Source organism: Rhodanobacter aciditrophus (assembly GCF_050026795.1).
Lineage (GTDB): Bacteria > Pseudomonadota > Gammaproteobacteria > Xanthomonadales > Rhodanobacteraceae > Rhodanobacter_A.
This window is the reverse complement of record NZ_JALBWP010000012.1, coordinates 801,216-820,395: the sequence shown is the minus strand read 5'-3', so window position 1 is coordinate 820,395 and position 19,180 is coordinate 801,216. Positions and strand designations below refer to the sequence as shown.

Here is a 19,180-nt window from a genome sequence, read left to right as displayed (position 1 = left end):
GGTGCAGGGCACGGCGACGACGCTGGTCTCGGCCGGTGCCATCGGTGAAGGTGCCGGCGGCGTGGTCGATGCGACGACGCTGACAGGCAGCTCGACGGGCAGCACGACGCTGGGCGGCGCCAATGCGGTCACGAACCTGGGCAACTTCACCGCGAGCGGCTTCAGCCTGACCAATGCGCAGGTACTGACGGTGGCCGTGGGCGACACGGTCAACGGCGGCAGCAGCACGACGCTGACGACGACGTCCGGTGGCCTGACGATCAACGGCACGGTGCAGGGCACGGCGACGACGCTGGTCTCGGCCGGTGCCATCGGTGAAGGTGCCGGCGGCGTGGTCGATGCGACGACGCTGACAGGCAGCTCGACGGGCAGCACGACGCTGGGCGGCGCCAATGCGGTCACGAACCTGGGCAGCTTCACCGCGAACGGTTTCAGCCTGACCAATGCGCAGGCCCTGACGGTGGCTGCGGGTGCCGCGGTGGACGGCGGCGCGGCCGGCACGACGCTGACGACGACGGGCGCAGGGAATGGCCTGACGATCAATGGCGCGCTGGGCAATACCGGCGGCGCGACGACGCTGGTTTCGGCCGGCGCGATCGGCGAAGGCGCGAACGGCGTGGTGAAGGCAGGCACGCTGGGCGGCAGCGCGACCGGCGACGCCACGCTGGGTGGCGCCAACCTCGTCGGCACGCTGGGCAGCTTCAGTGCCAAGGACATCACCCTCGTGGACGCGCAGGCGCTGACCGTGGCGGGGCCTCTCGCGACGACCGGCGGCACCGGCAACATCAGCCTGCGCACGACGGGCAGCGGCAATGTGCTGAGCGTGAACACCGCGCTGAGCGGCGGGACCATCGCGCTCGATTCGGGCGGTGCGTTGACGGTGGGCAACAGCATCACCGGCACGGCGGTGAGCCTTGGCGCAGCCGGCAACCTGGCCATCGATGCGGCGGTAAGCAGCGGCACAGGCACAACGGCGCTGACGCAGACCGGCACCGGCGCGATCACCGAGGGAGCCGGCGGCACGATCAAGGCCAACACGCTCACCGGCAGTTCGGCGGGTGCGACGACGCTGGGCAATGCCAACCTGATCGGCACGCTGGGGGCGTTTGGCGCGAACGGCTTGAGTCTGACGAACGCGCAGGCGCTGACGGTGGGCGGTGTGGTGAACGGCGGCACCGGCACGGCGGCCATCCGCACCACGACCGGGGCGCTGACGGTGGGCAGCACCGTCAGCGGCACTGCAGTGACGCTGACTGGCGCCGGAGGGCTGGCGATCAACGCCGTGGTGAACAGCGGCGGCGGTATCACCACGCTGAACTCCAGCGGCGCGATCAGCGAAGGCGGCGGCGCGGTCACCGCCGGCACGCTGACCGGAAGCGCCGGTGGCGTGGCCACGCTGGGTGGCGCCAACCGGGTCACGAACCTGGGCAACTTCACCGCGAACGGCTTCAGCCTGACAAACGCGCAGGCGCTGACGGTGACCGGCGTGGTGAGCGGTGGCGCGGCAGGCGTCACGCTGGCCACCACGAGCGGCAACCTGGCGGTGGACGGCAGCGTGGACAGCGGCAGCGGCACCACCACGCTGACTTCGGCCGGTGCCATCGGCGAAGGCAGCAGCGGCACCATCGCGGCCGGCACGCTGACCGGCAGCTCCGCCGGCGCGACCGCGCTGAACGGCGCGAACCAGATCGGCACGCTGGGCAGTTTCGGCGCGAACGGCTTCGGCCTGGCGAACGCGCAGGCGCTGACGGTAGCCGGCACGGTGAACGGCGGCAGCGGCACCACCCGCATCGCCACCACCGCGGGGGCGCTCACCGTGTACGGCACCGTCACCGGTGCCTCGGTGGCGCTGGGCGGGCAGGGCGGCCTCCGCGTCAACGGCAGTGTGGACAGCGGTGCCGGCAGCACCGCGCTCAACTCGGGCGGCGCGATCAGCGAAGGCGGCAGCGGCGCGATCAGGGCCGGCACGCTGACCGGCAGTTCCAGCGGCGCAACGGTCCTCGGCGGCGCGAACGCGGTCGCGCAGCTTGGCGATTTCACGGCGAGCGGTTTCAGCCTGACGAACGCGCGGGCCTTGACGGTGACCGGCGCGGTGAGCGGCGGCAGCGGCGCCACGACCCTGGCGACCACGGCAGGGACCTTGACCGTGAACGGCGGCGTCGCCGGCAGCACGGTGGGCCTCACGGGCGGCGGCGGCCTCGCCGTCAACGGCGGCGTGGACAGTGGCGGCGGCACGACCACGCTGGCCTCGGGCAGCACGATCGTCGAAGGCGGCAGCGGCGTCGTCACGGCAGGCACGTTGATCGGCAACGCCCCGGGCGCGGCCGCGCTGAACGGCGCGAACCGGATCGGCACGCTTGGCGGGTTCAGCGCGAACGGCTTCAGCCTGAACAACGCGCAGGCACTGACGGTGGCGGGCGCGGTGAACAGCGGCAGTGGCGCGACGCGCCTTGCCACCAGCGCCGGCGCGCTGACGATCAACGGCAACATCGCCGGCCGCGCCGTGACGCTCGATGGCGGCAGTGGCCTCGCGATCAATGCGGGCGTGGACAGCGGCAGCGGCACGACCACGCTGGTTTCGGGCGGCACGATCAGCGAAGGCGGCAACGGCGCGATCAGCGCCGGCGTCCTGACCGGCCACTCGACCGGCAGCACCACGCTGGATCCGGCGAACACGATTGCCGCGCTGGGCGATTTCACGGCGAACGGCTTCACCCTGCTGGACGGCGAGGCGCTGACCGTCACGGGCAGCGTCAACGGCGGCAGCGGCATCGCGCTGCAGACGACCAGCGGCGGCGTGACGATCGCCGGTGCCTTGTCCGCCCAACTCGTCACGCTGCAATCCGCGGGGGCCATCGACGGCGGCACGGGCGGCAGCATCACCGCCGCCACGCTGACCGGCAGCGCGACCGGCCCGACCGCGCTGGGCTCGGCCGCGCAGTTCATGGGCAACCACGTCGGCACACTGGGCGGCTTCTCCTCGCCGGCCGGCTTCAGCTTCACCAACGCGCAGACGCTGACGCTGGCCTCGGTGGGCGGCAGCGCGTACACGGTGAACGCCGGTACGTCGGCGCTGTACCTGGGCGTGAGCGGCGGCGACCTGCTGCAGCAGGGTACCAACTGGACGTACGACGGCACCGGCGTCTGGTCCTCGACCGGCCGCATCGGCACGGTTGCCGCGCCGATCTACGTCACTGGCGTGAGCGACCAGACGGTGGCCATGGTCGGCATGCCGCCGGCCTACTTCTACGCGGTGGACGCGCAGGGCAACCTGCTGCCGGTGGTGGGCGCACCCAGTGTCAATGTGCCGACCTCGGCGCTCACCAGCCGCGCGCAGAACGGCAACAACCACGGCGACGCGTACATCGATCCCAGCGTGATCACCGCGAACTACCGTTCGTTCGGCATCGTGCCGTCCGGCATCCTGCTGCCGCCCGACCAGCAGGCCTGCCAGCCCGGCCAGCCGGCGTCGACCGACTGTGCGGACAATGACTGAGTCGCGGCGGATGTGGCGGAGCCGCCGCCTGCGGCATGCATTGGCGGGCGCAGTCCTGCTGCTGGCGGCGGGAGGAAGGGGCGTGGCGGCGCAGGACGCGGCGCGTCCCACCGGCGACTACGTGCTGGCGCAGCTCGACGCGGTGCGCCAGGCGCTGGCACTGCGCGCGACGGCGCATCCGGATCCCGCCCTGGCCGAAGCCGGCCGGCAACTCGGGCAGATCGACGCGGTGCTGCGCCGGCAACTGGGCAGCGCCACGGCGCAGCCCATCGAGATACTCGACGACAAGCCCAAGGCCGCCGCGATGCGCGCGGATGCCGCCGCCCAGCGTACCCGGGCCTATCTGGAGGCTGTGGCCGCCTGCCGCGGCAACGACGCGAAGGCGCTGGCGGCGGCGCTGGCGCTCGCGATCGGGCAGCTCGCCACGGCACCGGTTGCCGGCAAACCGTCGCCGCCGGTGATCGATGCGGTCGAGACGGCGGACCGGCAACCGCTGTTCGTGATCCATCCCGCCGATCGGCCGCTGGCCTTCGCCGTGCTCGGCGCGAACCTGCTGGACCCGCAGTGCGCGAACCCGCAGGTGAGCCTGACCGATGCGCAGGGCAAGCCGGCAGCCGCGCAGCCCGTCATCACCGCCATCACGCCGCAGCGCATCGCGCTCCGGCTCGCGAGCACCGCCGGCCTGCAGCCGGGCGGCTACGTGCTGCACGTGGTACCGCAGCGCAAGGCCTTCCTGGTGGGCTGCACCCGGCAGCCGGAGGCGGTGGCGGCGCTGCAGGCGGCGGCGCCGCTGCATGTCGTGATCGACTACACGCTCGTGGCGACTTGCCGCGGACGGGGGAAGCTCATCCTGGGACACGGCAGCCTGCCGGCCGTCACGCGCCGGGGCGGCGCCGTGTCGCAACCGATCGATGCGTCAGCCTGCGCGGAACCCGAGAGCTACACGGTCAGCGCGGTCGCGCATTTCGGCGACGACGACCAAGCCGCGGTCGGCCCGGTCACGCAGCCGGCCGATGCCGTCATCACGGCCGGCCTGCCGGGCGGTCTGACGCTGAGCTGGAACCCGGCGATCCACACGCTGTTCGCGCGCGCCGGGACGGACCTGTGCCGGGGCAGCGACTGAAGACGGCCTGCCGCGTGTCCGCCGGCTACGCCGGCGCGAACCGTTGACGGGCGGGAAGGAACGGCAGAAGCCGGCTCATTCCTCGCCGCTGTTGCCCGAGATGACCTGGAATTCCGACAGGCCGCCAGGCGCCAGTTCCTTCATCAGGTCGACGAAGTTCATGCCGACCAGGCGCTGGGCGCGACGCAGCAGGTGCGGGATCGGGCTGGACGGTTCGCGTCGCGCGTAGTACTCGCAGATCTCGTCCAGCCGGCGGATGACGTCCTGCGGCGTTTCGATGCGGCCGCCGGCCGCGTTCGCCGGCGCGGCGCCCGGCGCCACGCTTTCCTCGCCGGCCGGGGCTTCGGCATCGGCCGCCGGCATGCGCTTGGCGACTTCGGCGTCGAGGAATTTCTTGAGCTCGAAGATCTCGCCGAGCAAGGGCTTGAGGTCCGGCCCCGCCGTGCCCACGCGATCGGTGAAGATGGCATCGATGGCGCGGGCGTGCTCCATCGCCTCCGTCGTCGCCTGGGCGGCGGCGGCCAGCTGTTCCTCGGGGCAATCCAGACAGCAGGCCTCGATGTCGGTCATGCTCGGCAACGCGGCATCGTCTTCCGCCGCCGAGGTCTTCAGCGTGCCGTTGGCGATGCGCAGGTCGCGCAGCGAGAACCGGCCCAGGCGCGGGGATTGCACGAACGGCGTGCCGCGGAAATAGCCGAGCACGCTCTGCATGTCGACGAGCGGCATCACCGCGTTGACGCGGGCGGTAGGGTCGTTGTCGTCCTCGGCGTCCAGTTGCGGATGCACGGTGTCCCAGTGGTTTTGCAGCAGGCCGCGGATCAGCGCCAGGCCGTCCGACCAGCCGGCGAGACCGTGCATGCGCGTCCACGCGCAGGTCAGGTGCACGCCCACGCGCAGGTCCTTGCTGCGGCCGAGCAGGCTTTCGCCGAGCGACGAGACCTTGTCCCAGTCGGGCTCCTCGGCGGTCTTCACGCTGTCGCCGATCGCGCGCTCGGCCTTCGGCGTGGCGGCGCGATCCAGTGCCTGGAAGTCCGGGTCGTATTCCAGGTCGGGGCCGCTCGGTGCCTCGTCGGCGAGCGGCGCCAGCAGCGACTCCAGATCGTGGTGTGCCATCGGATTTTCCCCCTGAGCCGAAGCCTCGGATGGTACATCAGACAGGCTGCATCCGGGCCGCTGCGCGCAGCTTGCCATGGGCGATCGGGGATGGTCCGGCGACTGGTGCGAGCCGCGTTCGGCAGGAGGCAGCGCAGGCGCACGCACGCGGCGTGCGCCTGCGCCTGCGCGCTCAGAACTGCCAGTCGAAGCCGCCGTGGAAGCCGCTATCCATTGCGTGGCGAGCGGCCTGTCCGTGCCAGGACAAGTCGAACGAGGCGTGTTTGGCCAGCCGTACGGTGAGGCCAGCGTCGGCTGCCAGCGCATTGCGCGCGATCGGCAGGCCTTCGACGTCGAACCGAGCGCCGCCGGATGCCATCGACGTGGCCGTACCGATGCGGCCATAGGCACGACGCCAGCCCAGCATGGCATGCATGCTCAGCTTCTGGTCGCCATGGAAAGGAAAACCGGTGGTCGCGCGTGCGCCCAGCGTGCTGTAACTGACCGGGTGGCTTTCGCCCTTGCCGGTCAGGTTGGCGATACCGCCGTGCTCCTGGAAGCCGCCCGTACGCAGGCGCACACGGGCGACCTGGGCAAAGGGCTCCAGCGTGGTGCGCCTGAACGTGAAGCGGTAGCCGGCCTCACCGAACAGCTGCGCGGTGGCGGCGTGGTAGCTGCCCAACTCGTGCCCGACCAGGCCTGGCACGGCAACGAAGCGAGTGCTGTCGAGGTTGTGCCAGCCGTAGGCGGCACCAGCGCGCAGGCCGAGCGCACCGAACTGGGCGCCGGCGTAGACGCTGAGATCAAGATCGCGGCTGGAGACCGACGAGTCGCGCGCCGGAGCGTTCACTGCGGTCTGCGTATAGCCGGCGGCGATGCCGAACCGCGCGTGCTCACCCAGCGCGTGATCCGCGCCGAGCAGGAAGCCACCGCTGGTGTGCTTCGCGGTGGCGGCGTTGCCGTCGCTGTCGCGGTGGCCCCAAGTGCCCACGAACTGCCCCCACCAGGCGAGTCCGCCCTGGCCTTCCTGCACGGACGGGCCACCGGCGGCGGCCGCCGCACCTGTACCGGCCTGGCGCAGGCGGCCGGCGACCGCGTCGCGCACGTAGCGGCTGTCATCGAGCAGCACGCCCTGGGCGGTGGCGTGGATTTCGCCGGAGAGCTGGTCGGCGGCGGTACGCAGGGCCGCGTCGGTGGGCAGGTTGGCAAGTGCGGTGAACACCGTGGCGAAGGCTGCGGGTCCGCTGGCCGCCGGCACCGCCACGGCGCGCCAGGCCGCGGGACCGATGCCGGTATCCGTCGCCCGGCCGGCCACGCCGGCGACGCCCTGCGCCGTAGCCAGGACGGCCCGCTCGTTGGGCGTGCCGCCGGCCGCGGTGAGCGGTCGGGTCTGCGCCACGGTCAGGTAGACGCGGTTCGCGTCGTAGCCGGGCGTGATGCCGAGTACGGCGGTGAGCACGCCGTTCCCGGCCAGTCGATAGGTGCCGCTCAGGCCTTGCGCGGCATCGAGCACGGTGTAACGCGCGCCGACCTGGTACAGCCCGCCGGGCGCCGTCGCCACGCCGAGGCCAGCGCCGGCGTCCAGCGTGGCGCTCCCTCCGACTGCGACCAGGCTGGACACGCCGGCCTGTGCGGGATCGAGCTGCACAAGATAGGTCGAGCCGGCGCTCTGGCTGAAGTTGCCCGCCACACTGAGCGTCCGGTACTGCCCGGGACCGGTACCTGGCGCCACGATGCCGGTGGTCGCCAGGCTGCCGCCGATACTGCCGTGGCCGGCCAGCAGGCCGCCATTGACCACGTTGCCCGCGATGTCGCCGTTGTCGACCAGCATGCCGAGGTTGACCACGCCGCTCGCCAGCGAGCCTTCCACGTCCAGGGTCGCGGTGGCGCTGACGCCGGTGGCACCGGTGAACGTGTTGTGGCCGACGAGGGTTTCTTGGCCGCCAGACACGATCAGCCGGCCGCCGCTGCCACCGCCGATGCCGCCGTCCGCGATCTGGCCACCGAAGCTGCCACTGGCATTGGTGAGATCCAGCGTGGTGTCTCCCAGTTGCACCAGACCGGTGCCGGAAAGCGACTGCACCGTGGTGATCTGCCAGGTGCGCGAGATGTCGAAGATGCCGTCCACGTGCACGTCGGACGAGGCCGCGATGCTGCCCGGTCCGGCCAGCGCCAACCAGCCGCCCTTGGCGACCTGGGTGGCGCCGGTATAGGTGTTGCTGCCGCTGAGGTCGGCGATGCCGCCGCTGGCCACCTGGAACGGGCCACTGCCGGAGATCGTGCCGGCCAGGCCCAGCGGGCCCATGTCCGGCGTCACCGTGAAGCCGGTGGTGATGTTCGCGGTGGAGATGTAGAACGGCGTGTACGCGGTGGCCTGGTTCTGCAGGTCGTACATCACCGCGTTGTGCATGAAGAACGAGAGACCATAGATCGCCGCGTCGGGGAAGCCGCCGTACGCGCCGAGCGTCACCACGTTGCTGTAGTCGCCCTGGCTGTCGTTGCCGCTGGTAATCGAGGCCGGCTGGCCCGAGATGGCCAGGCCGTTGGCGGTGACGGCAAGGCCGGTGGCGGTGAGCGTGATGCCCGGCACCAGGTTGCCGTTCGCGTTGAGGTTGCCGGCCGCCTGCTCGGCGCTGGCGAGGCCGAGATCACCGTTGTCGATCAGCATGATGTTCGGCGTGCCGGTGTCGAACAGCGTCATCATCGGCGCGCTCACACTGTTGCCCTTGCCGTCGGTGAGCGTGTACAGGAACGCGGTGTCGAACTGGTACGCCGACGGCGCGCCCGACAGCGGGAACGGCGTGGTCTGTCCCTGGGTGGGCAGCCAGGGCGCCACGCTGAGGAACTGCGCGCGCAGCGCGGGCGTGAGGCCCACGATGAGGCAGGCCTGGGCACACGCGCCCGGCGCCGTGCCAGTGCCGTTCGCCTCGACGATGTAGCCGCTGCTGGTGAGCATGCCGGGCACGCCGTTGCCGAAATCGCCGGCGCCGAAGGTGCCGTAGAAGAGCCCTTCCTCGGGCGGCCTGCCTTGGTTGAGGTTCTGCTGCCAGGTGAGGTCCTGGTACAGGGTGACACCGCCCTGCGTGGTGACGGCCGGACCCAGCGTGTCGCCGCCGGCGCTCTGCGGTGTGACCATCCAGTCGATGGCCGTGGCCACGGGCAGGCCCTGCTGCGTGGCGTAGTTGGCGGCCCGCGCACCGGTGGCGGAGTCGTAGAACTGCACGCTCGCGACGGTGGTGGAAGCCTGCCAGTAGCCGTAGGTGCCGTTGCCATAGAGATAGGCATACGGTGCGCTCTGCGCCACGCCCGGCTGGTTCGGGAACCAGGCGGGCGCATGGCCGTTGTTGCCGGTGCCCACGTCGATGTTGAAGGAGTCCGAGCCGGTGTCGAACAGGTATTCCTCCGGGGCGGCACCGTTGACGCCCACGTTGATGCCCAACCGGTAGCCGTACTGGCCGCCGCCGTAGTTCTCCTGGATCAGGTCCAGCGGAATGATGGTGCTGGTGTCGGCGGCGAGCGCCTGGTGGAACGGTGCCAGCAGGCACGCCAATGCCAGCGGCAGCGGCCGCAGATTCAACTTGCTCACGTATATCTCTCCCCGTTTGGATATGCATCGACTGCGATGCCGGATTTCGTTGCGGCGAATCCGTCCCTGCCCCCTCCGGCTCCGGGACGGGACTCTCGTCCATCCGGGACCTGACGTTTGAGCGGCGGGAAATTGAAATGCCGGCACAGGGCGCATCGGCGCGGGGAGGCGCCGCGGATTGCAGGGTAGAACAGGGCCGCGGGAAGCGCAGAAAGACGAAGGGCCCGGCATGGCCGGGCCCTTCGTCTTCGATTCGGTGGTGGGCGGTACAAGGATCGAACTTGTGACACCTGCCGTGTGAAGGCAGATTTTGGGACATTCATGGACATCCGTGGACTATATAAGTACATGAAATAAAACACTTTATGTCTTTCGGTATCCGTGGAGGTTTGCTATAGTTTTCCGTACAGTTTCCGTACGGAGTGAAGTTCATGGCACGCGAAAGCATCGACAAGGCCCGCATCCGCTGTCGTCTTCCGGCTCGCCGTGAGCCTTATTGGGGTGCGCCAATTGGGCGTGGCCTGTTCCTTGGGTTCCGCAAGCTGGAGCAGGGCGGTACTTGGGTCGCCCGTCAGCGCGACGACGAGGGATGCCAGCGTTACAGTTCCATAGGTCACGCGGATTCGATCCCGTACGACGACGCCGTGAAAGCGGCGCAAGCGTGGGCGAGGCAGGTAGATGCTGGTGTGGACGCGTCCGAAGTGCAGACCGTCGGGGAGGCATGCAAGGCATACGTCAAGGATCGCCGCCGCGAGAAGGGCGACGCCAATGCCGACGATGCCGAGGGCCGCTTCAAGCGCACGGTGTATGGCTGCAGCATTGCCAAGGTGAAGCTTTCGAAGCTGCGCACGGAGCAGATCAAGGAGTGGCGAGCGCATCTGAATATGGCCGATGCCAGCAGAAACCGCACGCTGTCGACGCTGAAGGCGGCGCTCAACTTTGCCGTGGCATCGCGCTATGTGGAGGCGGGCAGGGCCATCGAGTGGGAGCGGGTGAAGTCTTGTGAGGTCAAGAAGCGCCGTGACCTTTACCTGAGCCGCGAGCAGCGCCATGCGCTGGTGGAGAACCTGCAAGAGCACGCGCAGGCTTTCGTGCGTGGTCTGTGCCTACTGCCTTTGCGCCCCAGCGCCCTAGCCGCCGCTACGGTCGCAGATCTCAATGTGAAGCACTGCAACCTGTCCATTACTTCCGACAAGGCCGGAGCAGGCCGTGTTGTAGCCTTGTCACCCGATGCCCTCGATTTGTTCAAGAAGCAGGCCAAGAACAAACTGCCCGCCGCGCCGCTTTTCGCCTACGACGACGGCTCGTGCTGGAACAAGGAGCGTTGGAAGCAACCGATCAAGAAGGCGGCGAAAGCTTCGGGGCTACCTGCGGGCGTTTGTGCCTACACACTGCGCCATAGCGTCATCACCGACATGCTGGTTGGCAACATGGATTCGCTGACAGTGGCAAGGATTGCCGGCACGTCCCTAGCGATGATCGAGAAGCACTATGGCCACTTGCTGCAAGATCACGCGGCAAAGGCGATGGCGGAACTGGCGCTGTAAGGATCCGTGACGGCGTCGTGTTAAGCGGCGACCGGTTCGACCGAGTTGCGGTAGCGGAGCCGTAGTGGTTTCGGCGTGGCTGGGAGGCACGCCGGGGCGTCAGGGCAGCCGTCTACCCGGTGCATCGCGTCGCCCGCCCCGGGGCCGCGCTGCGTCCACTACGATGCGATCCGCCTTGGTTGATGCCTGCGTGTGATCGCAACTCACCTCGAGGCTCTGCCGCGAGCAGTTTGCCTGGCAGGTCACGCAGCGAGTCAATTAGGACGAAGCGGCGCCTCCCGATGAGAAAGGTGTCGAGGTGCCCGGCGGCGAGCAACTGGTAGGCTACGCTCCGGCTGATCCCGTGTGCCCGGCACACTGAAACGAACGGGCCATACGTTACATTGTGGGCCGTGTGGTCCGGGTCGTGAGGCGAGGCATCCACGGGGGCTGTGCCGCGATATATGGTGTTTAGTTTCATATGTCCACCGCGAGTAATGAGGTGTGGCTATTTTGGCCCCCTCTCTCGGGGGCGCTTTGCTCGAAATTGCTCATTGAATGGCCCGTATCGAACAATTGCGTCCGTTTAACCCCAGCACGTCCCCGCCAACATGTGAAAGGGGGGCAGACTTTGTGGACGTGCCTATTCGCCGTTGGAGCCAGCATGCGTGGCCGCATTAGGCGAGGGCTTCCAATTCAATACGGGCCCCGAACGCGCGAGTCCCCGGCAATGGGCGTGATCATTCGCGCGAGTGTTCATCGTGGGGTGGACCTGGCCTGATAGGTGATGATGGTGAGGGTGCGTCAGTAGGTTTCACCAGCACGAGCTTTCCTCGTGGCTTGAGCGCGTCGATGGCGGTGCGAAGCTCTTCTGTCGAGCCATAGACGCATAAATAGAGCAGCTGGCGTTCCAAGATCCCACGCCCGCCATGGATGAGCGTTAATCGTGGATGCGTAGGATCGTTCATGCATCCAACTTACCCGGCCTTTGGGTTTCCGCAATGCTGCCGACGGGGCATGCGACAGCGAGCCGTATCGTGTGGCGTGAAGACGGTCGGCGTCCGTGCGGGACTCGGACGCGCGCTGACGGAGACGGTACCGCTTCCGCGTGGACAAAGATCCATTAGGCAAGTGCTTCGAATCCAGCGCATGCCCACGAATGCGCTAGCCTCCGGGGTTGGACGACACCATTCGCGCATATGCTTGCTCGCTGTGCTCGCTGCTTGACTTAGATATCGTCATAGCGCAGGCTGTCAATCACTTCCCGTCGTAGGTTGCTCGCCTCCGGGATGTCAAGAAACGGTCGCCGTATCCCTCCTCCTGTGGATCAAGAATTTTGGATCGTACGATCCAAAGATTCCATAATGGGTTTAAAACGTTCGTTTTCTGTCGTACGCCGACATTTGCGTGCGCCGTCAGAACTTGACCACAAGCCGGCCCTTCGAGAACGACGCAGCGACATATATGCAGACCCCTGTGGGATGAGTCTTCATGCTCGCACTGGGCATCTAGGCACCTTGCTCCAAACCGCCCATTGAACCGGCCGTATCGAGCAAATCGCGCGTCGATGGTGCGAAAACGCACGTGTCACGAAAACGCACCACGATGCACAGCAATGCACTCGCTGGCGGTCGGACCGACTCCGCGATGGTTTGACATCGCACGTCATCGCACGAGATCGCACGTGGCGAACGACAATGCACGCCAACGCACCGCGATGCAGGAAATCGCTGGACGTGAACCGGCCTGACGTGCCGGTGGTCACGAAAACGCACGCCGATGCAGACGAACGCATGGCGGCGCACGAAAATGCACACGCGCAAGGCGGCCACACATTTCGCTGCCGTCGCTCGCACCTGAGCCTCGACAGCGTGTCGCTACGAGCGCACGAGGCTCTTCAACCGCTGTCCGAAAGTCACTGCCGCTGCGGTCGGGATGGTCGAGTCCCCCGGGAACCGCATCGAAGGTACATGGGGACGGAGCACCCTGGTGCCCAGCTCACCGTTCAGTCGCACCGATGGTCCGAGCGCCCTGCAACACCCTCACCACTGCGCCCACGAAGAGCAGCCTAAACATAGGTGCCCGAGTACCGCGCGCGCATCTACTCGGGCACCTATCTATGTAGATAATTGGTGCCCAAGTAGAGACACAGAACGCGCGAGGTGCCTCTCAAAAGGGGGTGTTCGACAATGGTGTTGCGCGTACGGCCGAACATGGTATCGAGGGGGGCACCACCCCAAGGACCAGGAGTCCGCCATGACCACCAACGTTACCAACCCCTTCCCGGGCGTCTACAAAGCCGCGTACCTCGAAGAGCTCGGTGTCACGGTCGAGGAGTTCGCTCGCGACCCGGAGGCAGCCCTCAACCGCGTCGGCCAGTACGATGCGTGCGACCTTATGAAGGCAGGCCTTCGCCCGTTGATGCCCGCTCAGGTCAGGCTTCGCCAGGCGATGGAGAAGAAGTGGGCCGCCGAGGGCAACCCGGCAGCCCGCGTACCGCCGCCTCGCCCGATCCTTGCCAAGCATCGGCACGCCAGGGCCATCCTCGTCGCATGAGCACCCTCAGCGGCCGTACGGTAGACGCGATCAAGCTGTGGCTCGCCACGCTGGCGTCCGGCAAGCCCGGATTCCAGCGGCGGCGGGATCAGGACCGCGCCATCTTCGCGATCGCGCAGACGCTGGAGCCGGAGGACGAAGACGCCGTACGGCGGATAGCCCTTGAAGGCCCTAGGGGGATAGGTAAGAGCGATGACTACCTCATCGCAGGTCTCGTCGCAGCCCCGCGTCACGGGAGGACATTGACCCATTGTCCCACTGCACTGGCGATCCAAGGCCAGAAGGCCTCGGTTAAGGCAAGGGGTTATCGGACGCGCTTGCGCGAATCGGCTTTGGTGGTTTTGTGGTGACCAGACCCCCGGTGACGGGAATGATCATCGAAGGAAGGAGCGCCCATGTCCATGTCGCATAAGTCCAGTAAAAACTCGGTCACCGGCTGTCTTGCGCTCGTGTTGCGCCTGACGGTGGGGGCCCCGGTCCTTGTAGGGCTGCTGTACCTGCTTGGCCTGGTCGGTTGGGTTGTCCGCGGGTGCCCGCCGGACCTGGCGCCGGGACACTGGCCATTCGAAGTTGTGGTACTCCCTGTCCTCGTCGCCAGTGGGTTGCTGGCAATAGCGATGCTGGTGATGGCCTTGGGAATCTTCGGGTGCTTGGCCTTGGCGGTCGGCGATGCCTTGATCGCCGCATGGCAGCGCCTGCGCCGCTGACGGTCCGGACTTGCAGCTGGACTTCAACCGTGGGGTGGCAAGGCGAAGTCGGTGGCATTGAACCGATGGCCGTACTCTGGCAGGCCATCAGGGAAGGCGAAAGTCTTGCCGCTTAACGCATGGTGGTGTTCGAGCATGGCAAGCCATTCAGGGATTTCCGCAGACGGCAGCGCCGACGTATAGCCGTTGTGGTCTTCGGCGTAATAAGGCGTCGCGTCCGCGTCCGACAGGGACGCGGTGGTCAGGCTGAACCAGGAGCCGGACAGGACCCTGCACAATAGAGATGGCCTTACTGGGCGATCCAGGAGAAACCGGAGGATCGGCGCGGGGTAGCCTTGAAGATAGCTTTTGCGGGCCTGGAACCGGTAGCCGAAGTTCTCGCCTTGGATGGGAGTGATGCCGTCGTACAGGAACGTCACCTCAAGGATCTTCGCTTTCCATGCCGCTTTCCATGCGGAAGGTATGCTACCGGGGTCGAGTTCGAGAACGAAGGCCAGGCACTGGCGTAGGTCGGCGATTTCGCTTGGCGAGAAATCACGGCGGGCAGGAAACTTCCCACCGTCCCCCTTGTTGAGGACGAAGCGGATCGTGATCGACGTGGCCGCGTTGTTCGACAAGGCGTCGGAGCCCATCCAGATGGCCTATGTTGGGAAGTCTACAGGGACAGGGGAGACGATGATCGACGCAAAAGCATTGAAGGATCGGCACCGACGCATGCGGGATGGCCAGCCGGAGGCGCTGCGCGTCCGCATCCATCGCGCGATCAGTTGGCTGACGCGTGCAGAGCAGGAGACGGCCGATCCCGATGCCCGTTACATCTTTCTGTGGATCGCCTTCAATGCCGCCTATGCCAGCGAATTCGGCTTCGAGCAAGCCGAGCGCCAGCGGGTGAAGCAGTTCATCGACAAGCTGCTTGCGCTGGACGGCGGGGACAGGCTCCACCACGCGCTGTTCAGCGAGTTCAGCGGTCCCGTCCGTACGCTGGTCGAAAACAAGCATGTCTTTGAGCCGTTCTGGCGGGCATTGCGTGATCATGATTCCAGCGGGGCCTGGGAAGCTTCGTTCGTTGCCAGCAAGAAGGTCGCCATGAAGGCCTTGATGGGCAAGGAAACGGGCACGCTGCTCTCCATCGTGCTGGATCGCCTCTATGTGCTCCGGAACCAGTTGGTGCACGGTGGCGCCACGTGGGGTGGAAAGACCAACCGGGCACAGGTGAAGGATGGCGCCTCGATCCTGGGGACGCTGGTGCCCATCATGCTCGAGGTGATGATGCAGGCCGAAGGCGACGACTTCGAGGCCATAGCATATCCCGTGGTCTAGCCGGGAATTTGCATCAGCACCGCTTCAATGAATGGGCGTGTGACCGAGAAGAAGGCGACGCCGTATGTCGCTTCAATACGGATGATGGCATGGAACAAAGGGACTGTCTCCATGACCATCAGGACAAGAAAAAAGCGCACGATCGTCGACCATTCCGTGGCGGAAGTCGAAGCTCCGGCCATCGTCTGCCTATGGATGCTGCGCTGCCTCGTGCCACTGCATGGGTTCCGCGGGCTTGTCCAGAAGGAGTACCTCGAGAACGACGGCGTGGCCCGCGCCGTTGGCTTGGGAGACTGGGTGGACAGGCAATACGAAGAATTCGACCAAGGCAAGGTGATCGCCGAGTTGCGCAGCCGTCATCGTGAGATTGAGCGGGTGGCAAGGAAATGCGATTGCCCCGAAACGCTGAGGCGAAACATCCGGCGTATGGCCGATCTGATTGGTTTGAACGAGATCGAGCAGGCCGTACTTGCTTTTGCCGTCATGATCCACAGCGACAAACATCTAGGCGTGGCAGCAAGTTACCTCGGCGATCAATCCTTGCAGCAACTGTATGCCAATCTTTCCAGCATCCTGCACCTTCCGGAGGCTCTTGTCCGAAATGCGTTTTCCAGCCGAAGCGTGTTGTCACGGTCTGGACTGGTGAAGCTGGACAGGGATAGCTGCTTCGACCTGAAAAATCGGCTGGATGTCATCTCCGGCAACTTCGTGGACGTCATGCTGGGAGAGGAAGCGGATCCGGCTGAACTGCTTCGCGGCAAGGTGGAGGTGGCTTCCCAGGCGACGTTGACGCTGGCGGATTACCAGCACCTGGACACCCCGCTAGACATCCTTGTGCCTTACCTGAAGCAGGTGCTGCGGGAAGGTCTTGCCGGCGTAAACGTCTTCCTGCATGGGCCGCCGGGCACGGGCAAGAGCCAGCTCGCGCGGGTACTTGCTGCCGAGGTGGGTTGCGAGCTGTTCGAGGTGGCCGGTGCCGATGAGGATGGTGACCCGCTTGATGCAGAAAAGCGCCTGCGTGCCGTGCGGGCAGGCCAATGCTTCTTCGCCAGCCGGGACGCCATGATCGTATTCGATGAAACGGAAGACGTGTTCAACGACGGCGGCCTGATGCGGGAAAGCACGGCCAAGTCGCACAAGGCGTGGATGAATCGCCTGCTGGAGGGCAATGCGGTCCCGACGCTGTGGTTGTCCAACCGGATCGATGACATGGACCCCGCCTTCATCCGTCGCTTCGACATGGTGGTGGAAGTCCCCGTTCCACCCAGGGCGCAGCGCGAACGCATCGTGCGTGCGCTGTGCGCGGATGCGGTTGACGATGGCGTCATCCGGCGACTGGCGCAGGAAGAAAAGCTTGCGCCAGCCGTGGTGGCGCAAGCCAATGACGTCATGCGCCGACTGGGATCCAGCCTGCCGCATGAGCAGGCTGGGAAGGTCTTGCTCCATCTGGTGGGCAGTACGCTGACGGCGCAGGGCCATGCCCGTGTGGGTGGAAAGGACGCGCAACAGTTGCCTGACATCTACGACCCGGCCTTCATCAATGCCGACGTGGATCTGAAGGGGATCGCCGAGCGGCTCAAGGATGTCCGTTCGGCGCGCCTGTGCCTGTACGGGCCGCCTGGCACGGGCAAGACGGCCTACGGCCGCTGGCTGGCCGAGCAGTTGGATATGCCCTTGCTGGTGAAGCGTGCCTCGGACCTGATGTCGCCGTACGTCGGTGAGAACGAGCAGAACATCGCCGCGGCATTTTGCGCGGCCTCACGCGATGGCGCGTTGCTGCTCATCGACGAGGTGGACAGCTTCCTGCGCGACCGCGAGGGCGCGAGCCGCAGTTGGGAGGCAACCCTGGTCAACGAAATGCTGACGCAGATGGAAGCCTTCGAGGGTGTGTTCGTTGCGTCGACCAACCTGATGGTTGGGCTGGATCAAGCTGCGCTACGACGATTCGACCTGAAGGTGAGGTTCGATTACCTGCAGGCGTGGCAGGCTGCTGGCTTGCTGCGGCGATACGGCGAGAGACTGGGCCTCGCATTGCCGAGCGATCTGGAGCGCGTCGCTGCCGACCATCTGGAGTATGTCACGCCGGGCGATTTCGCTGCTGTGATGCGCCAACAGCGATTCCATGCAGCGGTCAACTTTGGGGATTTCCTGGAGGCCCTGAAGGGTGAAACGATGTTCAAGGCGGTATCCAAACCCAAGATCGGATTTGTGCATTGAGCAGCGCTGACGGCCGCTCAATTTAGCTCAATACGCCACATCCCTTTATAGCCGTCCTCAATCCATTCACCGACCAAGACTTCGGCATCGAGAAAGCGGTGTAGGGTGGCATGGCCTTTGACCATAGGTGCGGTCAGTTCAAAGTGACCTGGGGCGATTTCCTTGCCTTTGTAGATGACATAGCCTTCAATGTGTTCGTTGTAATACGACACGGTCAGTTCGTCACCAGCGAGGATGACTTCGCATGGCTCGTTAGAGTCGGCTTTGTCATCGTAATATAGGATGTCGAATCTAGCGTTGGGCCACGTGCTCATGGGGTTCCTTGGTCATGGGGTTTACGAGAACATCTTCGATTCAGATACCGTCGTAGCGAAGCATGGGCACGGATATGGTACGTCGAATCCCAGCGTCATCGAGTGTCGCTTTGGAGTTCCTACCCCTGGTGGAGCTCCGCCATCTCGGCGAACTCGTCGGCCAGTTTCCGGCGCAGCGAGGCCGGCTTGACCACCTCGACATTCGGCCCGAAGCTGCGCAACCACCAGCGCAACTGGTCGGTATTGGCCACAGTGGCATTGAGGCGTTGTTCCTCGCGGCCGCGAATGGGCGTGAGCGTCTGGTCTGGTGACAGCTTGCGTTCGTCCAGGTAACTGGCCAGCCAGGGGGAGACGCGCAGTTCGAGGTTGATGTCGCCACCGAGCGGCAACTCGAAACCGTGCCCGGCAATGTAGCGCTGCAGGTTGAAGCCGGCCGGCTTAATGGACGGGTCGTCCAGCAAGGTGGCGGAAACCATGCGATGCAGTGCGAAGTTGCGTGGATCCGGGTAGTCGCGGGCGGTGGCCACCAGGTAGTAGCCGCCGCCTCGGCTGACCAGACCCAGCGGGTTGACCGGATAGCGCTTGGGGCGCTCCTGGCCTGCCGCCTGATAGCTGATCTCAAGGCGCTTTCCCGCCAGCAGTGCCTGGTGGACGGTTTCATGCACGCTTGCGGAAATGGATGCGGGCATCAGCGGCTGGTTTTCCGGCACGGCAGCCACCTTGTCCGACCAGCGCGCCAACCCGGTCTGGGTGGTTTCGTCCAACACCTTGCGCGCCGACTTGAACAGCGACTCCAGGGCCACGAGAGCGTTGTGCGGCAAAAGCGCAGCCAGATGGCGATGCGCCAGTTCCAGGGTCAGCGCAGCCGCGGGATTCAGGGCCGGCAGGTGGGTCAGCTCGGCCTCGCGTAGCCAACTCCATTTAGCCGGCCGACCCTCGCTGCTGGTCAGCGGGAACATCCCGGAAAGCTTGATGAGATCCCGCTCGATGCTTCGCTTGTCGATCTCGTGGCCGAGGTCCTGCAACTTGCGGTGCAATTCCGTCGCCGTGATGCCATTCGGAAGGCGGGGAATCAGTTTCAGCATCTCCAAATAGCGCAGGGAGGTATCGTTCATGGCGGCTTCCTGGTTCGAAGTCCCTGGTCGGGGTTGGTGCCATCGTGTCATGCCATGCGACATGTAGTGTCGTGTCTGGGTGTGGTCGCCTGGTTCGGAGCGTAGTCGTCCACCGACGGCCTGCATTG

13 protein-coding genes are annotated in these 19,180 nt (G+C 66.2%); 8 read left to right on the top strand and 5 right to left on the bottom strand.

The window, feature by feature from the left end; all coding sequences use genetic code 11:
- The first annotated feature begins 1 nt into the window (after window position 1).
- Window positions 2-3,496: a beta strand repeat-containing protein gene (locus ACQGNW_RS16855; RefSeq protein ID WP_426664502.1), complete on the top strand. Its 3,495-nt coding sequence runs from the start codon at window positions 2-4 to the stop codon at window positions 3,494-3,496.
- Between the two features lie 82 nt (window positions 3,497-3,578).
- Window positions 3,579-4,619 (top strand): hypothetical protein, encoded by a 1,041-nt coding sequence (locus ACQGNW_RS16850; protein WP_426664500.1) that lies wholly within the window; start codon window positions 3,579-3,581, stop codon window positions 4,617-4,619.
- 75 nt (window positions 4,620-4,694) lie between these two features.
- Here ACQGNW_RS16850 and tssA read toward each other — a convergent pair whose 3' ends face one another.
- Window positions 4,695-5,732 (bottom strand): type VI secretion system protein TssA, encoded by a 1,038-nt coding sequence (gene tssA, locus ACQGNW_RS16845; RefSeq protein WP_426664498.1) that lies wholly within the window; start codon window positions 5,730-5,732, stop codon window positions 4,695-4,697.
- A gap of 172 nt (window positions 5,733-5,904) precedes the next feature.
- Window positions 5,905-9,297 carry an autotransporter outer membrane beta-barrel domain-containing protein gene (locus ACQGNW_RS16840; protein WP_426664496.1) on the bottom strand — a complete coding sequence of 1,131 codons (3,393 nt, stop codon included), beginning with the start codon at window positions 9,295-9,297 and terminating at the stop codon, window positions 5,905-5,907.
- A 431-nt stretch (window positions 9,298-9,728) separates the two neighbouring features.
- Between ACQGNW_RS16840 and ACQGNW_RS16835 the strand changes: the two genes are divergently transcribed.
- From ACQGNW_RS16835 to ACQGNW_RS16820, 4 genes are all read left to right on the top strand, one after another.
- Window positions 9,729-10,844, top strand: coding sequence for a tyrosine-type recombinase/integrase (locus ACQGNW_RS16835; protein WP_426664494.1), 1,116 nt, complete (start codon window positions 9,729-9,731; stop codon window positions 10,842-10,844).
- Window positions 10,845-13,079: 2,235 nt separating this feature from the next.
- Window positions 13,080-13,379 (top strand): hypothetical protein, encoded by a 300-nt coding sequence (locus ACQGNW_RS16830; protein ID WP_426664492.1) that lies wholly within the window; start codon window positions 13,080-13,082, stop codon window positions 13,377-13,379.
- Entirely contained in the window at window positions 13,376-13,729 is a 354-nt protein-coding gene (locus ACQGNW_RS16825; protein WP_426664490.1) for a hypothetical protein, read from the top strand. The genes ACQGNW_RS16830 and ACQGNW_RS16825 overlap by 4 nt, the downstream gene beginning before the upstream one ends.
- Window positions 13,730-13,774: 45 nt before the next feature.
- Window positions 13,775-14,086 (top strand): hypothetical protein, encoded by a 312-nt coding sequence (locus tag ACQGNW_RS16820; RefSeq protein ID WP_426664488.1) that lies wholly within the window; start codon window positions 13,775-13,777, stop codon window positions 14,084-14,086.
- Between the two features lie 23 nt (window positions 14,087-14,109).
- Here ACQGNW_RS16820 and ACQGNW_RS16815 read toward each other — a convergent pair whose 3' ends face one another.
- A complete protein-coding gene (locus tag ACQGNW_RS16815) occupies window positions 14,110-14,718 on the bottom strand; it encodes a hypothetical protein (RefSeq protein WP_426664487.1) in 609 nt (202 codons plus the stop codon).
- On the opposite strand from ACQGNW_RS16815, the gene ACQGNW_RS16810 reads away from it, so the two are divergent.
- Together ACQGNW_RS16810 and ACQGNW_RS16805 are read left to right on the top strand one after the other, a co-directional pair.
- Window positions 14,675-15,406: a hypothetical protein gene (locus ACQGNW_RS16810; RefSeq protein ID WP_426664485.1), complete on the top strand. Its 732-nt coding sequence runs from the start codon at window positions 14,675-14,677 to the stop codon at window positions 15,404-15,406. The two genes, ACQGNW_RS16815 and ACQGNW_RS16810, sit on opposite strands and share 44 nt — an antisense overlap.
- Before the next feature lie 39 nt (window positions 15,407-15,445).
- The gene (locus ACQGNW_RS16805) at window positions 15,446-17,623 is read left to right on the top strand and encodes an AAA family ATPase (protein WP_426664483.1); all 2,178 of its coding nucleotides are present in this window, start codon (window positions 15,446-15,448) and stop codon (window positions 17,621-17,623) included.
- Window positions 17,624-17,640: 17 nt separating this feature from the next.
- Here ACQGNW_RS16805 and ACQGNW_RS16800 read toward each other — a convergent pair whose 3' ends face one another.
- On the bottom strand, window positions 17,641-17,937 hold the full coding sequence (locus tag ACQGNW_RS16800) for a hypothetical protein (protein ID WP_426664481.1): 297 nt from the start codon (window positions 17,935-17,937) through the stop codon (window positions 17,641-17,643).
- Window positions 17,938-18,056: 119 nt separating this feature from the next.
- A complete protein-coding gene (locus ACQGNW_RS16795) occupies window positions 18,057-19,052 on the bottom strand; it encodes a helix-turn-helix transcriptional regulator (RefSeq protein ID WP_426664479.1) in 996 nt (331 codons plus the stop codon).
- Window positions 19,053-19,180: the final 128 nt, after the last annotated feature.